We start from the raw sequence: 15,527 nt of genomic DNA on the forward strand, positions 1-15,527 counted from the left end.
GCTGTGGTTGTGGTTGAGGTTGAGGTTGTGGCTGTGGTTGTGGTTGAGGCTGTGGCTGTGGTTGAGGTTGAGGTTGAGGTTGAGGTTGTGGCTGTGGCTGTGGTTGAGGTTGTGGTTGAGGTTGAGGTTGTGGCTGTGGCTGTGGCTGTGGCTGTGGTTGTGGTTGAGGCTGTGGTTGTGGTTGGGGTTGTGGCGAAGGACTTGGACTTGGTGATGGTACTCCAAAGTCAAAAGGTAATCCATCAAGTCTTTCTATCCGCTTAATGTTGATTGTTATGCGGGGTTCTTGAGTTGGAAAATCGTAGTAACTGGATGCCCAAATAAAATCAGGGTTGCTTGGAGGTCTTTCTACTTCCGTTGGACCTCCCCATTCTCCACCGCATGAAATAATTGGCCCATATCCAAGATTGTGAGGTGATAAATAACTTATACGTGGAACATATTCTTCTGTGTAGCCAGTGATTGGACCCCAAACATATCTCTGAAGCTCAGTTGTGAAACTCGTGTTACCACCATAAGTAGTAACATCCCAAGTAATTAAGTAAACCGTGTAATCTTTACCAAGTGGTGGCATTGGAAAACGTGGAATTTCTGGCGCCTCAATTGGACTTGGAAAAAATAGGTCAATCAAAGCTCCACCAATAGCACCACCAATCATTCCACCAACAAAGGCGCCCAGTGGTCCACCTAAAGCACCACCAATTACAGTACCGGCAACTGTTCCAACACCTGTACCTAATGCACCAGCAACAGCTTGTACTGGTGGTTGTCCAGCAGCAAGCCGAAACACTAAATCTGTTCCAGCAGCAAAAGCACCACCCGCTGCTAATCCACCAGGCTTAGGAACTGTTCCGGTTGATGGCGCAGGCGGTAAACCAGGAGTTTTAGGCTTAGGTACTGGCGGGGGTTTATATTTTGGGTTTACAGGAACTGGCGGCGGTATGTCCTTTGGTAAGTTTTTGGGGTCAGGTATGGTTTTAAATCCACCTGTTTTAGCTCCTGGCGTTGCAGATGGAGGAGCTAAATCTAAAACATCTGGGTTTGGTGGTGGTCTTCTTGGTGGCGGTTGTTTTGCAAGCTTTTGTTGTCGAATTTTAATAATCTCCTCCAGATGAACTGGAGGAGTTATGTTTTTTGTTGGTTTACGTAGTTGATTGAAGTCATCAGGGGGTACTATTTCGACTTCTCTCGGTACAGCATCACCAACTGTCTTTCTATATAAATCGTCTATCCGCTTTTGATTTTCTCTAGCTTGATTTAACGTAAAAAATCGTTAATTGATCACCGTCGGTTTTAAATGCAGCTTCCCCAAAGTCGTTAGGGTTCCATCTGTCATCAGTCATATGTACTACCTCTACTGTATTGAGAAGTACAGGCACTGAGAACAGTTAACATACTGTATAACGCTCTGTTCTCTGTCGAGTTTAAAAAGTGTATTGTTCATAGCAACTGTATTTATTGGTGGCCACCTGACGGGGTGGTTTTTGCTTTTGTATAGTAGTTCTAAAGAAGAACATCTCAAACAGTTCCGTTATAACCTCACGGCGCGCGTGAGGTTTTTTATTAGTAGCCTAATACCGTCTATCGCGTTGTAAGTCAGAAAGTACTTTTTCTAATACCCATTCCTCCGATTTATTTGGTGTCATTTTTCGTTGATTATCTAGCAGTCGATTCGCGGTAACACTATCGCCATTCAGCAAGCGTACTAATTGACCAAACAGTTTTCTAGTTTGAGAGTTCGCGGTGACAGTGCCTAAGCGTAAAATATTCATAGGATTAATGCTCCAAGTGGTATGGTTATTAATCCAAGATGCGAGGTAGGAAGCGTTTTAAGCATCCGGATAACCTCGCATTTGTATTTAAAGATTTTCTGGATAACGCCCTTTAGGGCCTAAATCATCAGGTAAATCTTGAATTGTTTTCCCTATTCTTTTAAGCAACTGGTCGAACAGCTTCATTTGAGACACCGTAAAAGTAGGTATACTATCACCTGCTTCCCAGCGACTAACAGTTCTGCCTGTTGTGCCAATAGCCCGCCCGAACTCTTCTTGAGACATTTCTAGCTCCTGCCTAATTGCCTTCAAGGGCGAATCACCCCCATCATCTAGCCTAGATTTTCTTATTTTTACCATGATAACCCGTCTAGATATTATGTCTAGGTAGTTGACTTTTGACACAACTTCTAGACATAATGTCTAGATATAGACGACATTAAAGCCAGCCAGATTCAAATGGCCTGATACCTGCTTGATTTGGCTAGTTTTTTTAAGTGTCTCACCTGTTGTCCACCAAAACCGAGGGGAACTGGCAGCCCCCTTTATTCAACGACCTGCCTTGGTGTTTAACGGGTAGCTCAATTAAAACAGCACATTGGTGTTAACTGTTGTGCTTAATTATCAATGACTAAATTTAGCGTTCTTGGGGGAAGTGCTTATTTAACAACACGTCACTCTTTTCTCATCCTCAATCGAAAAAACTTTTTGTAAGTTCATTGGGTGATTCCTTTAATCGCCCTAATTCTTAATGGAGAAAAATGCAAAATCAAATTTCTGAAAGTGCAGAAAGTAGGGTTAAACCCTGGACTGTGCTAATGCTTCTTCGCGGTCAAAGGCGTATTTTACGACGCTTTAAAAGCAAAGTTGACGCTGATTGCTACTGCAATCGGTTAAATCAAGTTGCCACCGACGGCGCTTATTATTACGTCAAATTTCTCTGTAACTCCCTGCCACCTGTAAACAATGGAGATTAAAACCATCGCAGTGAGGGAAATTAGAAATCTTGGTAACTTCCAATCACGAACAGCAGAGGCAATTGCTCATTTAAATGAAGGTGATAACCCAAAAGAAGCAATGCAGAAGCTCGTTAATTTCGTTCACGAAGAATTGTACCCGGATAACGAAACTTCCCAAAACACCGAAAAACCCGCTTACAAAGAACCAGTTCCACCTTCACCTGTTCCCGTGGTGAAAGAAAAACTTCCACTTCCTAGTGGCGACAAAGACGAGGACGGTATACCGTTCTAAATAAACAAAGTGGCTGCACGTTCTCATACTACGTCAGCCACTACATCTCATGTAAAACTATGACCCATACTATCATAAACACCCCCTCTGTGTACAGCGCTAAACTACCTACAAAAGGTTGGGTCAATCTTGCCCAAATACGTCAACTTGAAACCAACGAAGACTGCTCGATAGTCTACGTTACCTGGCAAAATGGCGATAAACAAATCTTTCACAAGAAAGATGCTCAAGCGTTAATTGATGCTTGGAATGAAGCAGTAGAAAGTATTAATAATCGCGCTTCTAACTACCGTCAATTAAATAGGAGATTTAATTAATGCATATCCAAGGTAATGACATTATTATCAGTCAAGAAATGCTTTTATTGAATACTCTTGCAATGGGCATTGCTGTACAAATACTTGAAAAAGAAACCACTTACACTAAGGAGGAATGGCAAATATTTTTACAGAGCAATGCTCAACGACAATACGACTCAATGTCACCATTAGACCGCGCTCTTTTTATTCAAGGTTTAATGGCATCGCAAGAAGGTAAGTACGAACGAAACTAAGGAGACGAACATGAAACTACAAGGTAATAACGTTGTTTGCGACAAAGAAGAATTTTTAATCAACGCTCTAACTATGGGCGTTATAGCTCAATGGCTTGAGACAAAAACAGGTATCCCAATGATGGAATGGTCATATCAAGCAGGGGAACTTGCTGAGAAACAATACGACCAAATGACCCAACAACAGCGCGATGCCCAAATTAAAGCTTACGTAGAAATTAGCGAGGCTGCAAGTAATGGAAATTGAAAAAATGTCTGTTAGCAAAAAAAGAGTCATTATTAACTCTTTAGTAATTTTTGCGGCTTGTGATTGGATTTCAAGGCACAGCTCACTATCATCAGGTGAAATTGCTGACGAAATCCAAAATTGGGCAGAAATTTATTACTTAAGGCTCAAACCTACCGAAAAAGAATCTTTCGTTACTAGATTTTACCCGCCTGATGAGACTATGTAAAACCCCGTAGTCGAAACACTACCCCTCGGTAGTGTCGCGGATTGGGTCCAAACCAGTTTCGCATCCGTAATGCGTGAGGACGCGGCGTTAGTAAGGAAATGCGCCTTTGGTGTTATGTATTTCAAGCGCAGCTCCTCAACTCCTACGGATACCCAGTGCGTTTAGAACAGAATCGCGCCTGCAATATGCGAGGCGTTAGGGTGATTCACGCGCTTGCACCTGGGTTATTAAAATTACAACACTCAGACTAACAGCACCATGACAACTAAATTAAAAACGCTAGGGGTAGACGTTTCTAAAAGTAGCGTCACACTCCACCTACTGGACTCCTATCCAATCGGTGGCTTGCGAACGTATTGGGAAAAAACAAGAAATAAAGCCAACACTTTATATCCTACATTTTTCTCGAATCCTGACGCAAGAAAAAAGCAGAAAAGCGCTTACGATTTTGCTGATTACCTAAAGGAAATTAGACCTGATGTGGCAGTACTAGAACCAACCGGCAATCACTACAGCCGAATATGGGCATCTATATTAACTGCACTTAATATTAAGGTACTTTGGGTTGGTCACATCGAATTAAGACGTTATCGTGGTGGTAAAAATTTACCCAACAAAAGCGACCCTGCTGATGCTCTAGCAATGGCTGCATACCCTAATGATACTGACCATAAGCACGAAAATGGTGAGCTAAATATGCGGTATTTTCTAATACATAGACCAGAAAATATAGACCGCGTTCGGGAATTGTGTCAGCAACTGGAACATTTAAATCGAGTGCAATCTCCGATTATTAACTACGCGCGGCAATTACTCGCGTGGCAGTTTCCAGAAGTTGCTCACAGGGTATCGGTATCAACACGACCGGGAAGCGCTCCGCCTTTATGGAGTTGGCTTTCAGGACGTATCGATATCGCACCAGCTTCTCGAACACGACTCAACAACCTCTACTCTAAGTCTGTTGCTGTAGCTTACGGTATAAAAATAGACTCGACTTTGAGGCAACACGCTGATTGGTTGTGTGACGTGTCTCTTAACGAACAAGCGATAGAAGCAGAACTTGTGACACTAGTAACGCATGAAAACTTCAAAGCATGTAACAAAGTGTTCGATAAGTTCGGTTTCGGTCTACGAGTTCGCGCGCGCTTGCTGTCTAGAATTTACCCGTTTGAAGCGTATTTAACCAATGGTAAACCTTTGATTGAGTACGAAACTAAGGAAGTAAAAAAAATTGAGAAGGAACGTCGCAATGGTCAAACTGTTATAAAACGCGGCGCCGGGGAAACTAAACGGGTAAAGCGTAACCGCAGTAGAGACACATTCAAAATGCGTCTAGGTATGGGTACAGCCTTAGAGCAAAGCGGTGATGCATTAGTAGAAAAAACTGGTGGTAGCGCGTTGTGTCGTATGTCACTCTGGCAGTACGTACTGTGTCAGGTAGAAACAGGTCGCATTCCTAGTAACGATGTTACCGATAACCTACTTGCAACTTGTTCAAAGTTTAAAAATATGACTAATGAACAAGGGCAAAAGCTACTTAACGGTAAACACATGCAGGGTAAGTTGATGGCTAAAGTTGTAAACCTAATGTTTCAGGAGTTAGTTCGTGAACATTCTTCAGATACTCAAACAGTCGAACTTGACGAGAGTGATGTTGTTTCAACGCAAACTAAAACGTGATCAACGTCGAGCATTCAAGCCACCGCTAACTTGTGTTTGGTGGAGACGTTATACCCCATAGTACTTATTAACCCCCTAACCCCCCTTAATTACAAGGGGGGTTTTAAAATGTTATAAGAAAACTTATTAGACAGAAATACAATTAACTTACGCCCCGAAAACTCGCGGCTATACAAACGCTTACAGCTAGGATTATTTATAGGCGCCATCAAAATTGGCAAAGCGTTGATACCACGCAAGTCATACTCCATTGTGAAAGTCTGCTTGTCCTCAGTGGCAAAGAAATGAATGTCGCTAAAAGTTATTTTTCCTGGTAATGTACACAATACATTAGTATTAGCTTGTGCTTCACCGAGTGCGATGTATTTGAGGTTCTCTTTGGGGTTTCCTCTTAAAATGGGTTTGAATAAAGTATTGCTTTTAAAGCACGATTGGATGTTATCTTCGACGATACCTTGTTTGATGGATATATGTAGAGGGAACGAGCGCGCGTTAAAATTGGTTTTGTATCTGAGCAGGTTACGCAATAGAACTTTGAGCGAATTGATTTTAAGTTGCACCTTCAAATCTTGGAAGTATTTATAGATATCACGGAACAACTTCTGTTTTGTAACTTCATCGCTAGCTTGGAGTTTAGTCAGTACATGCTTATCAAACGCTGCTACTGGGTCATAATCCAATTCTTGATGAAAATTATAGTCTCGTTTGGTGGGGTTTTGACGCGAAGCAAAAACGGAGTAGTATAGAAAAGCGATTTTTAAAACTTTGCGAACAAAAGTTTCCTTTGTAGCTTGGTTTGCTAAACCTGCTTGATGTTCTGCACTATCGGGGTTGAGTAAATTTAAATGGTACTCAAATACATTTTTGCCACCGAGTGCTTGTACCTTGCCATCAAATTTTAACTTGATACCGAAAACAAACTCGATTTCTGCTTTCTCCCCATCTTTGTTTTCTCCTAAATGTCCATCGATGATAGGGATAATTGGCAGTATCTCATAAACTTCCGCACGTGAAAACATGTCTCTGTAATTAACCGAGACACCTGAATAGCTAACTAAGTAATCTCCATCAGGTTTTGTGCTATCACCAATATACGCTTCAACTAGCTTAAGGCGCCGAATTAAATCTTGTAAATAAACAATAGCTTTTGCGTTTTGACTACCTGAAGTACTAACATTCTCCAGCAGAAACTCTAAATAATAAATTTGTGCATACTTTTTCAGCTTTCCAAGCGTTTCTGTATTGACAAGATTTTGTAACCGATACAAATCTGAATTTGCATCTTTCTCCGAGTCTTCTAGAATATACTCTAAATCTTCGCGTTCCGCAGCAGTGATATTTTGGTGATGTAAATCGATATAATTATTGAGACCTTGCTGTAAATGTCGATTAAAATCACGAGTATTTTGTACAGATATCGTTAACTTGTGAAACTTGAGAAGTAATTCTGGTTGCTGAGTAGAATTACCTGTATGATTCAAAGTCAAACGTTGCTTCTGTAATCCTTTATATGAAGAAAAATTGTAGGTAAAATTCAAACTCGGTTGACTAGTCAAAGCTTGTAAACTAGTTACCATCCCAGCAATAAATTCAACTGTATCATCCGATAAATTGGATAACTGTTGCTCTACATAATGATAAATTTTACTAATTAGCTCTTGAAAACGTGTATCTGAACCTGGACTATTATGAACAGTAGCACAACGCGCGCTTTTAGCATCGGCGCCTAAAGGGTTTTGCACGGGTTGAGAGGAGACACTGATAGAAATTTTATTAATATTAACGTGTAAATGTAAGCCTTGAAAACAGACTTCAAACACTTGCTGACTTTGAACAGCTTGTAAAATCTTAGTTAATAAATCAGTGTAGTCTACGTAAACTAAGTCATTATCGTCTGAAATATTATTCAACGGTATCAACTCCCTGGTAAATATTAAATGCTGACACATAAAAATGTAGGGTGTGTGACACTATGAAAAAACTTAAACGTAGCAATAAGATTTGTGGTGTCACGCACCGACTTACAATTGTGACAACAATATCGTAAGTCCTGCATTAATTAAAATTAATACGGCAAGGTAATAATTTAGTAATAATCTTTGTATATATCAATTGACTACCGCTATTGTACTTAAAAGTTTTTGTAAAAAATAATTATGCTTCTTAAGTATAATGGCTAAGAAAATGAAAAATTTGCGCGCTCATTCTTAATTAAAATATTAAAATGTAGTAACATCCATCAATATTATTGACTTATGCAGGCGCCATCAGTCACTTCCACAAAAACTTTCAAACTAAAAATAGACTTAACTGATGAGCAGTTCTTCGAGCTATGTCAAAGAAACCGTGATTATCAATTTGAACGTACAGCATCAGGGGAAGTATTAATCATGTCACCATCAGGGAGTGATACCGACAGACGTAACGTAAAAATCACTACAAAACTTGATATATGGAACGAGCAAAGTGATTTGGGTGAGGTATTCGGTCCATCTGCTGGTTTTAAACTTCCTAATGGTGCGGAGCGAAGTCCAGATGCTTCGTGGATAAAGCGTGAAAGATGGGATGCTTTAAGCGAAGAAGAACAAGCTATTTTTGCTCCCATTTGTCCTGACTTTGTTGTAGAATTACGTTCTCCAAGTGATTCGCTCAAAGAATTACAGCAAAAAATGGAAGAATATATTAAGAATGGTGCTAGGTTAGGTTGGTTAATTGACCGTAAAAATAAAAGAGTGGAAATTTACCGTCCAAATCAAGATGTTGAAATTCTTCAAAATCCTGCTACTTTATCAGGAGAAGACGTATTACCTGGCTTTACACTAGATATGACGAAAGTTATGTAGTACTCTCTCTTACACCAGTTGTTAACCCCAAAACGAACCGCAAAGTACGCGAAGGACGCAAAGAAAGAATTAAGAAGAGAGAACATACCAAAACTATTGACACAGACCAGTAGCGGTTCATGTTATTAATTTTGGCAGGTTCACTCCTTAATCATTCTTCCTTTGTGCCCTTTGTGTCTTTGTGGTTCATCCCTCCAACCTTGCAAAACTTACAGACAGAACAATAGTGCTATATTTGTAAAAAGCGTTGGGGAGTGCTATGCATCTTATTTCTTTCTTTGCGTACTTCGCGTACTTTGCGGTTCGTTTTCCCTTAATTTTGGTAGTTAGATTAGATGGTGCGTTAAATAGTGCCACTCTACTATACTATCCGTTAGACCATCGCTGCGACTTTTTCGAGTAACCCAGCAAACATCTTTAATCCGTCAGTGTTACCGAGCATTGTATCAGCCGCGCGTTCAGGGTGGGGCATCATACCTACAACATTACCAGTAGAATTGCAAATACCAGCAATATTATTTAATGAACCGTTGGGATTATCGTTTTCGTAACGAAATACAACTTGTCCAGAGTCTTCTATCGCTTTGAGTGTGTCGGAGTCAGCATAAAACCTTCCTTCACCATGAGCAATAGGCAAAGTCATAATTTCACCTTTACTATATTGCTGTGTCCAAACAAGACTGTTATTTTCGACCTTGAGCGGAACTCGGTCGCAGATGAAATGTAAATCACGATTCCGCGTTAATGCTCCTGGTAAAAGTCCAGCTTCGGTTAATACTTGAAAGCCATTACATATACCAAGCACTAGTTTACCAGAAGATGCGTGTGCAATTACTTGCTGCATTACTGGTGAAAACTTCGCAATGGCGCCACATCGTAAATAATCACCGTAACTAAAACCACCAGGAATAACAACCACGTCCAAGTCAGAAATATCTGTGTCTTGGTGCCAAACCATTCGTGTCGGTTGTTGTAAAATATCGCGCGTTACATAAGCAACGTCTCTATCGCAGTTAGAACCAGGAAAAACTACAACCCCAAATTTCATACCTTTACCCTTTACCCTACTAAACACCAATTTGAGACTCGACTTCCAATAACTCAAAGCGGTAATTTTCAATCACAGGATTTGCTAACATAGAATCACACATCTTGTCTAAATCTTGACGTGCAGTACTTTCATCTGGGGCAGTAAGAGTAAGTTCAATATATTTTCCAATCCGACAGGACTCAACGTTGTTGTATCCTAACTGGGTTAATCCAGATTGCACCGCTGTCCCTGCTGGGTCTAATACGGATGGACGAAGCGTTACGTAAACTTTAGCTTTGTATCTTATCAGCACTGGCTTTGTGAATTGAATGACTCTTAATGCTTATACTACATCTAATAGGGGTTCATTGTTTGGTATTGATTATAAGTATAAGTTAAGCTACATCATAGTCACTATATAAAGTATAAATGATATCGGCACACCAAAAAACTGTCATGAAAGCTTCGCGCACCCGTAGTCAGGAGCGGATATTGAATCTGCTCAAAACAGTCAAACTCGGTATTTCAGCCCAGGATATGTATGTAGAGTTACGTAGTCGTAACCAGAGTATGGGTTTAGCCACCGTTTATCGTTCGCTTGAAGCGTTAAAGCTCGAAGGAATGGTGCAAATGCGAACTCTTACCAACGGTGAAGCTCTTTACAGCTTGGCACAACAAGACAAGCACCACTTAACTTGTCTTGCTTGTGGTACTTCTTTACCAGTAAATCAATGTCCAGCACACGACCTGGAGATTGAACTTCAAAATGCCCACAAATTCAAAATTTTCTACCACACTTTGGAATTTTTTGGCTTATGTAGCAAGTGTCAACTCGCTCAAGCTGCACAATTAACTCAGTAAGTTGAATAGTGCTGAGTATGAAGTGCTGAGTGCTGAGTACTGAGTACTGAGTAAATAGCAATTGTACTAAAGCATTGATTTGAACCAGCGGGGTTGATAACAGCTAATTGTAATGGGGGCGAAAGCAGTAGTAAAAAGCGTAAGATATAAGTCTAGAATTCAGTATTCATTTTCTACGCTTTGGACTTACCCTTCTCTTCAAACGGCGCCAACTCCCCATTACGATAGCAATTTTGTTTTCCAGACACTTGTAATAAGGACTTCAGTCCTTTCCCACATTCCCTAAAATCCAAATCTGTGCTTATATAACACTCATACATTTACAAAGTTTTTTCCCCAAGAAAAAATTAAACAAATTACCGCGTATATATCAAGTAAAAATAAGCACAGATAGAAAATTAGATGATTACGACATCAAGTATAATTGAGTGCATAAATCCGACTTGCACAGCACCAATAAACGCAGTTGGAAATAAGGAATGTGCAGCATGTCAAACACCATTAGTTTATAGATATTTGTGGGCAACTGGACAGGAAGCGTCGAAAATAGCTTCAGGTGAAACCATCGCTCATAGATATGAAGTAGTTTCACCGCAAATTTGGCGAGATATTAAACCCAAGGAGTTACCGTTATGCTCAGAGAAATTACCTACAGAAGTCAGCGCTTATGCTAAATGCTATAGTCAATATTTACATATACCGCGCGTGTACGATTGTATAACAGAAAAAACCGCATCACCCATACTGCTATTAGAAGCGCCAATTGACGATAGCGGTATTTACCCGACAATTTTCGATGCATACAGAACAGCAACAGGGGTTCGTCAAGTTTACTGGTTGTGGCAAATACTAGAACTGTGGCAACCTTTGTCAAAGTTGGGAATGCATGGTAGTTTACTGCTGCCAGATAACTTGAGGGTATCTGGTTGGTGCGTGCGTTTAGTAGAATTAATAGAGGCGCCTGCTTCATTACAACAATTGGGTGAATGCTGGCAACCTCTGATATATACAGCACAATCCAATGTTAGCGAGCAATTAAAATCGATTGTTCGGTTACTTACACTAGCATCATCAGAAGATATACAAAACATCCAAAAGCAACTCAATCATTTATTGCTTTCAGCAGCTTCTGAGCTACCACTTTATTTTAAAGTCGCAGGCGCCACTTTTGCCGGCGCCCAGTTAAAGCACAACGAAGATGCTTGCTTTCCTAATAGTACTGAAAATGGTACAGATGACGAAAAGCTAGGACGAGTATCAATTATTTGCGACGGTATTGGAGGACACGAAGGAGGAGAAGTAGCAAGTCAACTTGCCATCCAATCATTAAAATTACAAGCTCGTGCTTTACTAACGGAAGTAGCATTTAGTAATGAACCCGTTCCTCCCGACTTACTGCTTTCTCAACTCGAAGCTTCTTTGCGTGTTGTTAATAACTTGATATGTAATGCCAATAACGAACAAAACCGTTCTGGTACACAGCGTATGGGAACAACGCTAGTAATAGCCTTACAAGTTCCACAAGCTATTCAAACTCCAATGGGATGGGATGCAGAAAACTCCCACGAATTATATATAGCGAGTATTGGTGATAGTCGCGCGTACTGGATAACTCGTGACGGTTGTCAACTGCTAACTTTGGATGATGATATTGCAACGCGCGAAGCACGTAATGGTCGTATGTTATATCGTAAAGCACTAACTCGTGCGGATGCAGGCGCCCTAACGCAAGCTTTGGGAACAAAAGAAGCGCAATATTTACACTTCCACGGGAAGCGGTTCATTATCGAAGAAGATGGTTTACTGATACTGTGTTCGGATGGGTTTAGCGATAATAACTTGGTCGAACGCACATGGAGAACTGAAGCGCTACCAATATTAGATGGACATCGAACAATATTAGAGGGAGTTGCGGCATGGATAAATATCGCGAATCAAATCAATGGTCACGATAATATATCGTTAGTGATCAACTATTGTCGCGTATCGCCCGATTATTTGGCGGCAACTTCTCCTTATCCGCTTCATCTCGACACATTTATCGACGAGTCAGAAACTGATGCCAACGTTGACACTGATAATAATGTAATTTCCGTTGAAAGTGTAACGATTGCATCGAATCAATTAGACTCTCCTGCACCGCTTGACTTAGAATTGTCACCAGAACCGACTCTTGAGGCGCCTTCTACACCACCCATAAAAACGACTCCTACCAAAAAGCGTGGCAAAACATTTGTATTGCTAATTGGATTAATGCTGCTGTTAATAGGGTGTGTAAGTCTAGGGTTGTTTGTGTGGTGGCGTTACAATCCTCGTTCATTTAACTCATTATGTAGGCAACTACCGACTAGTTTACAGCGCGCGTGTCCAACTCGCAGATAAATAAGGCTTGACTCCCCACTTTTAACAAAGACAATATTGTGTGAGAATTAGGGAATGATTAGATCTCTTGTTATGTTAGGTGGTTTTTACCGTCTGAGTTCGTTTATCGTTTCAAAGCGATTTTGGATAAATTAAGCCTGCTTGTGCAGGCTTTTGTTCGTAAGTACACATCGTTGTCCTTACAAACAAACCTGCTTATCACAAAAGTAACTGTAGCTAACGAATGCGAGCAAGAGGCTGATTTAATTTATTGTCATTTGAGTAGATAGGCGAGGGATGAGGGTGGAAACACTAGCAGTGCAAACAGTAAAGTTAGGTATAAGTGCTGATATGAAAAAAGGCGATCGCGTTCGTGTTAAAGATTCGGTTGTAGTTTACCATCATCCCGAACATCGCGGTAAAGCTTTTGACCTCAAAGGCACAGAAGGGCAAGTTGAACGTATTGTAACCGAATGGCAAGGTAGACCTGTGAGCGCTAACTTGCCATTACTCGTTCAGTTCACCAAAAAATTTAAGGCACATCTACGTGAAAACGAGTTGGAAGTCATTGAGTAAACATTTAGTACTTTAGTTTACATTTAAGAAAATGCTTATCGTCGGCGAAACCACGCAAAAATATTCAATTCGCCGCGCATTTTTTCTAGTTCTTGACGGTGACGTGCGGCAGTCGCACGATACCACTCACAGTGTTGTTTATGTTCAGTTCGTATCTGAACTTCATGATAATATTCTTTCGTTACCTGCGCTGCCCCAAACACTTCGTCAACCTCAGCAGGTGCCGAAGGGATAATATAAGGAAAATCTTTTGCCATAAAATAATAAACGTAGGTTGTGTGACGCTACTAACAAACCTAAAACGAAGCGAGTGTCTGGTAGCGTCACGCACCTTACGAATTAGGAGTTAGGAGTTAAGATTAAAATTTGACCTACTTCTAATTCTAGCTACTGAACGCGCGACATAAAGTGTCCCTTGGTAGAACAGATTACCAAATTCTACAAATAACATACCAAAATTTTAAACCAGAAGACCCAAAACAATCAGAGTTTCTAGATTTACTGCATGGTCTTTATGTTTTAGAATACCGTAACCGTCAAATTTGGTATGATGTACATCCAATAGTTGTGCAGTTGTTGCGCGATGAGGGTTTAATATCATGATGAATAAAGAAGTTAATATTGACCCAAAAAAGCAAGATGCGTATGATGATTTAATAGTTTCAATCGAAGCTAGTTTTGGTCGGTTAAATATCCTAATAGCAGTATGCGATGATTTAGAATTTCGTGAAGAAATAATTAAACGTTATGAAGTAGAAGTTTTACCAATTCGCAGCTACCCTACAACTGTAGCGCGTTCGGAACCGAGTCTTAGAAGTGCGCTTGATGAGTTAGCCGAAAAAGAGGAGTATTTACACTATCGTAATAATCAAGCAGTTATCACCGTTACAGGCGCCGAGAAACTACTGTTTCTTAAGTTTGACGAAAACGAAGATCAATCTGAGCTAGAGAAATTTTTTGGCTATTTACAGTGGACGCGCGAAGCATTACTCCATCATCCATTTTCTATCGTACTATGGTTAACAAATAACCTAGTAGAACAGTTACTCCCTTCCTGGTAGAAGATTACCTATAAATTCTTCTTCCTTCGCGTACTTTGCGTACTTTGCGGTTCGTTCATCTCGGTATTCTTTGAGCGTGAAGGGAGTAATTAGAAAGGCGCCTGATTTTTGGAGTTGGCGCGCGGGTGTTTTTCGCTTTATTGGTAAGGTAAATAAAGTTATACCAAGCACAGAGACTCTTATTCCTATCAACGATGATATTGATAACATTGATATTGATAACATTAATCAAGATGAGGATTTTTTGCCGTTGCCAGACTTACTCGCTTTAGATGGACGGACAGGCGAGACGCCTATCCTACAGCCATCCACGCAGACGGTATATAACAAGACCGATATATTCTTTCAATGCATTAGTAAAATGGTTAATATTATTAGTGTCGGGTAATAAATTTAAAATAGCAGCTTTGGGAGTACTACTTAATTCCTGAATTTCACCATTACTAACCAAAAAATCGGTCGGCGCCGGAATTACGTCTATATTTTGTTTTTGAAAGATTAATAGCGAACGTGGCATATGAATGGCGGATGTAACAAGTAACACACGCTTGATTTGACGTTGTTCTAAAATTTTTCTGACATTAACAGCGTTTTGGTAGGTATTGAGAGAATCTGGTTCTTGTATCAAAGCTTCTTTTGGAATTCCAAGCGAAGTTAATATTGTTGCCATATCTTCTGATTCGGGAGTACCTTTACCAAACCACTCAATACGACCACCGCTTAATATAATTAAAGGCGCCTTCTTTTGACGGTAAAGTTGTGCAGCATAAATAACTCTATCTCCTGACTCTTGTAAATCTACTGTTGGTCGAGGTAAGAAAGCGGAACGAGTAGCACCACCAAGCACAATAATTGCTTCGGCATTTGGTAACTGAGTAGGGGTATTTTGCCATTCCAACGAACGTACAAAATAACGAGATACCCAAGCGTTACTACTGCCCAAAAGTAATATTAGCGCACTTGCAATACAAAAAGCCGCAGTTCGTGGGCGCCGACGAACGGTAAAAAAAGCCACTATTAACACCACCAAGCACAATAATTGCTTCGGCATTTGGTAACTGAGTAGGGGTATTTTGCCATTCCA

General features: G+C 40.4%; 22 protein-coding genes and 1 pseudogene. 14 read left to right on the plus strand and 9 right to left on the minus strand.

The window, feature by feature from the left end:
• Positions 1–790 (minus strand): hypothetical protein (locus AC2JBO_RS34165; RefSeq protein WP_496958088.1); only part of this gene is annotated, 790 nt, incomplete at its 3' end.
• A 181-nt stretch (positions 791–971) separates the two neighbouring features.
• Between AC2JBO_RS34165 and AC2JBO_RS34170 the strand changes: the two genes are divergently transcribed.
• Positions 972–1,115, plus strand: a complete 144-nt coding sequence (locus tag AC2JBO_RS34170; protein WP_496958089.1) for a hypothetical protein — start codon at positions 972–974, stop codon at positions 1,113–1,115.
• Positions 1,116–1,571: 456 nt separating this feature from the next.
• Here the strand turns inward: AC2JBO_RS34170 and AC2JBO_RS34175 are convergent, their stop codons facing one another.
• Both AC2JBO_RS34175 and AC2JBO_RS34180 read right to left on the minus strand, forming a co-directional pair.
• Positions 1,572–1,772 carry a hypothetical protein gene (locus AC2JBO_RS34175; protein ID WP_496958090.1) on the minus strand — a complete coding sequence of 67 codons (201 nt, stop codon included), beginning with the start codon at positions 1,770–1,772 and terminating at the stop codon, positions 1,572–1,574.
• An 87-nt stretch (positions 1,773–1,859) separates the two neighbouring features.
• Complete coding sequence (locus AC2JBO_RS34180; protein WP_496958091.1) at positions 1,860–2,132, minus strand: helix-turn-helix domain-containing protein; 273 nt, start codon at positions 2,130–2,132, stop codon at positions 1,860–1,862.
• Positions 2,133–2,533: 401 nt separating this feature from the next.
• On the opposite strand from AC2JBO_RS34180, the gene AC2JBO_RS34185 reads away from it, so the two are divergent.
• The 7 genes from AC2JBO_RS34185 (at position 2,534) to AC2JBO_RS34215 (ending at position 5,711) form a co-directional block, all read left to right on the plus strand.
• Positions 2,534–2,749 (plus strand): hypothetical protein, encoded by a 216-nt coding sequence (locus AC2JBO_RS34185; protein ID WP_496958092.1) that lies wholly within the window; start codon positions 2,534–2,536, stop codon positions 2,747–2,749.
• Positions 2,739–3,023 carry a hypothetical protein gene (locus AC2JBO_RS34190; protein ID WP_496958093.1) on the plus strand — a complete coding sequence of 95 codons (285 nt, stop codon included), beginning with the start codon at positions 2,739–2,741 and terminating at the stop codon, positions 3,021–3,023. Before AC2JBO_RS34185 ends, AC2JBO_RS34190 begins: the two co-directional genes overlap by 11 nt.
• A 59-nt stretch (positions 3,024–3,082) precedes the next feature.
• Positions 3,083–3,340, plus strand: a complete 258-nt coding sequence (locus tag AC2JBO_RS34195; protein WP_496958094.1) for a hypothetical protein — start codon at positions 3,083–3,085, stop codon at positions 3,338–3,340.
• Positions 3,340–3,576, plus strand: a complete 237-nt coding sequence (locus AC2JBO_RS34200) for a hypothetical protein (protein WP_496958095.1) — start codon at positions 3,340–3,342, stop codon at positions 3,574–3,576. Before AC2JBO_RS34195 ends, AC2JBO_RS34200 begins: the two co-directional genes overlap by 1 nt.
• Before the next feature lie 10 nt (positions 3,577–3,586).
• Positions 3,587–3,823 carry a hypothetical protein gene (locus AC2JBO_RS34205; protein ID WP_496958096.1) on the plus strand — a complete coding sequence of 79 codons (237 nt, stop codon included), beginning with the start codon at positions 3,587–3,589 and terminating at the stop codon, positions 3,821–3,823.
• Positions 3,813–4,031 carry a hypothetical protein gene (locus AC2JBO_RS34210; protein ID WP_496958097.1) on the plus strand — a complete coding sequence of 73 codons (219 nt, stop codon included), beginning with the start codon at positions 3,813–3,815 and terminating at the stop codon, positions 4,029–4,031. Before AC2JBO_RS34205 ends, AC2JBO_RS34210 begins: the two co-directional genes overlap by 11 nt.
• Positions 4,032–4,289: 258 nt before the next feature.
• Complete coding sequence (locus AC2JBO_RS34215; RefSeq protein ID WP_496958098.1) at positions 4,290–5,711, plus strand: IS110 family transposase; 1,422 nt, start codon at positions 4,290–4,292, stop codon at positions 5,709–5,711.
• Between the two features lie 89 nt (positions 5,712–5,800).
• On the opposite strand, the gene AC2JBO_RS34220 is transcribed toward AC2JBO_RS34215, so the two are convergent.
• Positions 5,801–7,621, minus strand: coding sequence for a hypothetical protein (locus tag AC2JBO_RS34220; protein ID WP_496958099.1), 1,821 nt, complete (start codon positions 7,619–7,621; stop codon positions 5,801–5,803).
• A gap of 345 nt (positions 7,622–7,966) precedes the next feature.
• Between AC2JBO_RS34220 and AC2JBO_RS34225 the strand changes: the two genes are divergently transcribed.
• Positions 7,967–8,554, plus strand: a complete 588-nt coding sequence (locus tag AC2JBO_RS34225) for a Uma2 family endonuclease (protein WP_496958100.1) — start codon at positions 7,967–7,969, stop codon at positions 8,552–8,554.
• A gap of 373 nt (positions 8,555–8,927) precedes the next feature.
• Here AC2JBO_RS34225 and purQ read toward each other — a convergent pair whose 3' ends face one another.
• Both purQ and purS read right to left on the minus strand, forming a co-directional pair.
• Complete coding sequence (purQ, locus tag AC2JBO_RS34230; protein ID WP_496958101.1) at positions 8,928–9,602, minus strand: phosphoribosylformylglycinamidine synthase subunit PurQ; 675 nt, start codon at positions 9,600–9,602, stop codon at positions 8,928–8,930.
• Between the two features lie 19 nt (positions 9,603–9,621).
• Entirely contained in the window at positions 9,622–9,897 is a 276-nt protein-coding gene (purS, locus tag AC2JBO_RS34235; protein ID WP_496958102.1) for a phosphoribosylformylglycinamidine synthase subunit PurS, read from the minus strand.
• 143 nt (positions 9,898–10,040) lie between these two features.
• Between purS and AC2JBO_RS34240 the strand changes: the two genes are divergently transcribed.
• The 3 genes from AC2JBO_RS34240 (at position 10,041) to AC2JBO_RS34250 (ending at position 13,382) form a co-directional block, all read left to right on the plus strand.
• Positions 10,041–10,445 carry a Fur family transcriptional regulator gene (locus AC2JBO_RS34240; RefSeq protein ID WP_496958103.1) on the plus strand — a complete coding sequence of 135 codons (405 nt, stop codon included), beginning with the start codon at positions 10,041–10,043 and terminating at the stop codon, positions 10,443–10,445.
• Between the two features lie 402 nt (positions 10,446–10,847).
• Positions 10,848–12,827, plus strand: coding sequence for a serine/threonine-protein phosphatase (locus tag AC2JBO_RS34245; protein ID WP_496958104.1), 1,980 nt, complete (start codon positions 10,848–10,850; stop codon positions 12,825–12,827).
• A gap of 276 nt (positions 12,828–13,103) precedes the next feature.
• A complete protein-coding gene (locus AC2JBO_RS34250; RefSeq protein ID WP_496958105.1) occupies positions 13,104–13,382 on the plus strand; it encodes a ferredoxin-thioredoxin reductase variable chain in 279 nt (92 codons plus the stop codon).
• A 35-nt stretch (positions 13,383–13,417) separates the two neighbouring features.
• Here the strand turns inward: AC2JBO_RS34250 and AC2JBO_RS34255 are convergent, their stop codons facing one another.
• The gene (locus AC2JBO_RS34255; protein ID WP_496958106.1) at positions 13,418–13,639 is read right to left on the minus strand and encodes a hypothetical protein; all 222 of its coding nucleotides are present in this window, start codon (positions 13,637–13,639) and stop codon (positions 13,418–13,420) included.
• Positions 13,640–13,796: 157 nt separating this feature from the next.
• Here AC2JBO_RS34255 and AC2JBO_RS34260 point away from each other — a divergent pair.
• A pseudogene (locus tag AC2JBO_RS34260) lies at positions 13,797–13,985 on the plus strand (ATP-binding protein); the annotation flags it as partial.
• The gene (locus tag AC2JBO_RS34265; RefSeq protein ID WP_496958107.1) at positions 13,982–14,443 is read left to right on the plus strand and encodes a hypothetical protein; all 462 of its coding nucleotides are present in this window, start codon (positions 13,982–13,984) and stop codon (positions 14,441–14,443) included. The pseudogene AC2JBO_RS34260 and the gene AC2JBO_RS34265, both read left to right, overlap by 4 nt.
• Here AC2JBO_RS34265 and AC2JBO_RS34270 read toward each other — a convergent pair.
• On the minus strand, positions 14,426–14,653 hold the full coding sequence (locus AC2JBO_RS34270; RefSeq protein ID WP_496958108.1) for a hypothetical protein: 228 nt from the start codon (positions 14,651–14,653) through the stop codon (positions 14,426–14,428). The two genes, AC2JBO_RS34265 and AC2JBO_RS34270, sit on opposite strands and share 18 nt — an antisense overlap.
• An 88-nt stretch (positions 14,654–14,741) precedes the next feature.
• A complete protein-coding gene (locus tag AC2JBO_RS34275; RefSeq protein ID WP_496958109.1) occupies positions 14,742–15,515 on the minus strand; it encodes a YdcF family protein in 774 nt (257 codons plus the stop codon).
• Positions 15,516–15,527: the final 12 nt, after the last annotated feature.

The organism is Calothrix sp. CBUCES-K 9914 (assembly GCF_059640475.1).

What these genes read in the sequence shown, in the direction of transcription:
- AC2JBO_RS34170 (WP_496958089.1), top strand. Translation starts at nt 972, where the DNA reads ATGGTTTTAAATCCACCTGTTTTAGCTCCTGGCGTTGCAGATGGAGGA.
- AC2JBO_RS34175 (WP_496958090.1), bottom strand. Translation starts at nt 1,772, where the DNA reads ATGAATATTTTACGCTTAGGCACTGTCACCGCGAACTCTCAAACTAGA.
- AC2JBO_RS34180 (WP_496958091.1), bottom strand. Translation starts at nt 2,132, where the DNA reads ATGGTAAAAATAAGAAAATCTAGGCTAGATGATGGGGGTGATTCGCCC.
- AC2JBO_RS34185 (WP_496958092.1), top strand. Translation starts at nt 2,534, where the DNA reads ATGCAAAATCAAATTTCTGAAAGTGCAGAAAGTAGGGTTAAACCCTGG.
- AC2JBO_RS34190 (WP_496958093.1), top strand. Translation starts at nt 2,739, where the DNA reads ATGGAGATTAAAACCATCGCAGTGAGGGAAATTAGAAATCTTGGTAAC.
- AC2JBO_RS34195 (WP_496958094.1), top strand. Translation starts at nt 3,083, where the DNA reads ATGACCCATACTATCATAAACACCCCCTCTGTGTACAGCGCTAAACTA.
- AC2JBO_RS34200 (WP_496958095.1), top strand. Translation starts at nt 3,340, where the DNA reads ATGCATATCCAAGGTAATGACATTATTATCAGTCAAGAAATGCTTTTA.
- AC2JBO_RS34205 (WP_496958096.1), top strand. Translation starts at nt 3,587, where the DNA reads ATGAAACTACAAGGTAATAACGTTGTTTGCGACAAAGAAGAATTTTTA.
- AC2JBO_RS34210 (WP_496958097.1), top strand. Translation starts at nt 3,813, where the DNA reads ATGGAAATTGAAAAAATGTCTGTTAGCAAAAAAAGAGTCATTATTAAC.
- AC2JBO_RS34215 (WP_496958098.1), top strand. Translation starts at nt 4,290, where the DNA reads ATGACAACTAAATTAAAAACGCTAGGGGTAGACGTTTCTAAAAGTAGC.
- AC2JBO_RS34225 (WP_496958100.1), top strand. Translation starts at nt 7,967, where the DNA reads ATGCAGGCGCCATCAGTCACTTCCACAAAAACTTTCAAACTAAAAATA.
- purQ (WP_496958101.1), bottom strand. Translation starts at nt 9,602, where the DNA reads ATGAAATTTGGGGTTGTAGTTTTTCCTGGTTCTAACTGCGATAGAGAC.
- AC2JBO_RS34240 (WP_496958103.1), top strand. Translation starts at nt 10,041, where the DNA reads ATGAAAGCTTCGCGCACCCGTAGTCAGGAGCGGATATTGAATCTGCTC.
- AC2JBO_RS34245 (WP_496958104.1), top strand. Translation starts at nt 10,848, where the DNA reads ATGATTACGACATCAAGTATAATTGAGTGCATAAATCCGACTTGCACA.
- AC2JBO_RS34250 (WP_496958105.1), top strand. Translation starts at nt 13,104, where the DNA reads ATGAGGGTGGAAACACTAGCAGTGCAAACAGTAAAGTTAGGTATAAGT.
- AC2JBO_RS34255 (WP_496958106.1), bottom strand. Translation starts at nt 13,639, where the DNA reads ATGGCAAAAGATTTTCCTTATATTATCCCTTCGGCACCTGCTGAGGTT.
- AC2JBO_RS34265 (WP_496958107.1), top strand. Translation starts at nt 13,982, where the DNA reads ATGATGAATAAAGAAGTTAATATTGACCCAAAAAAGCAAGATGCGTAT.
- AC2JBO_RS34270 (WP_496958108.1), bottom strand. Translation starts at nt 14,653, where the DNA reads ATGTTATCAATATCATCGTTGATAGGAATAAGAGTCTCTGTGCTTGGT.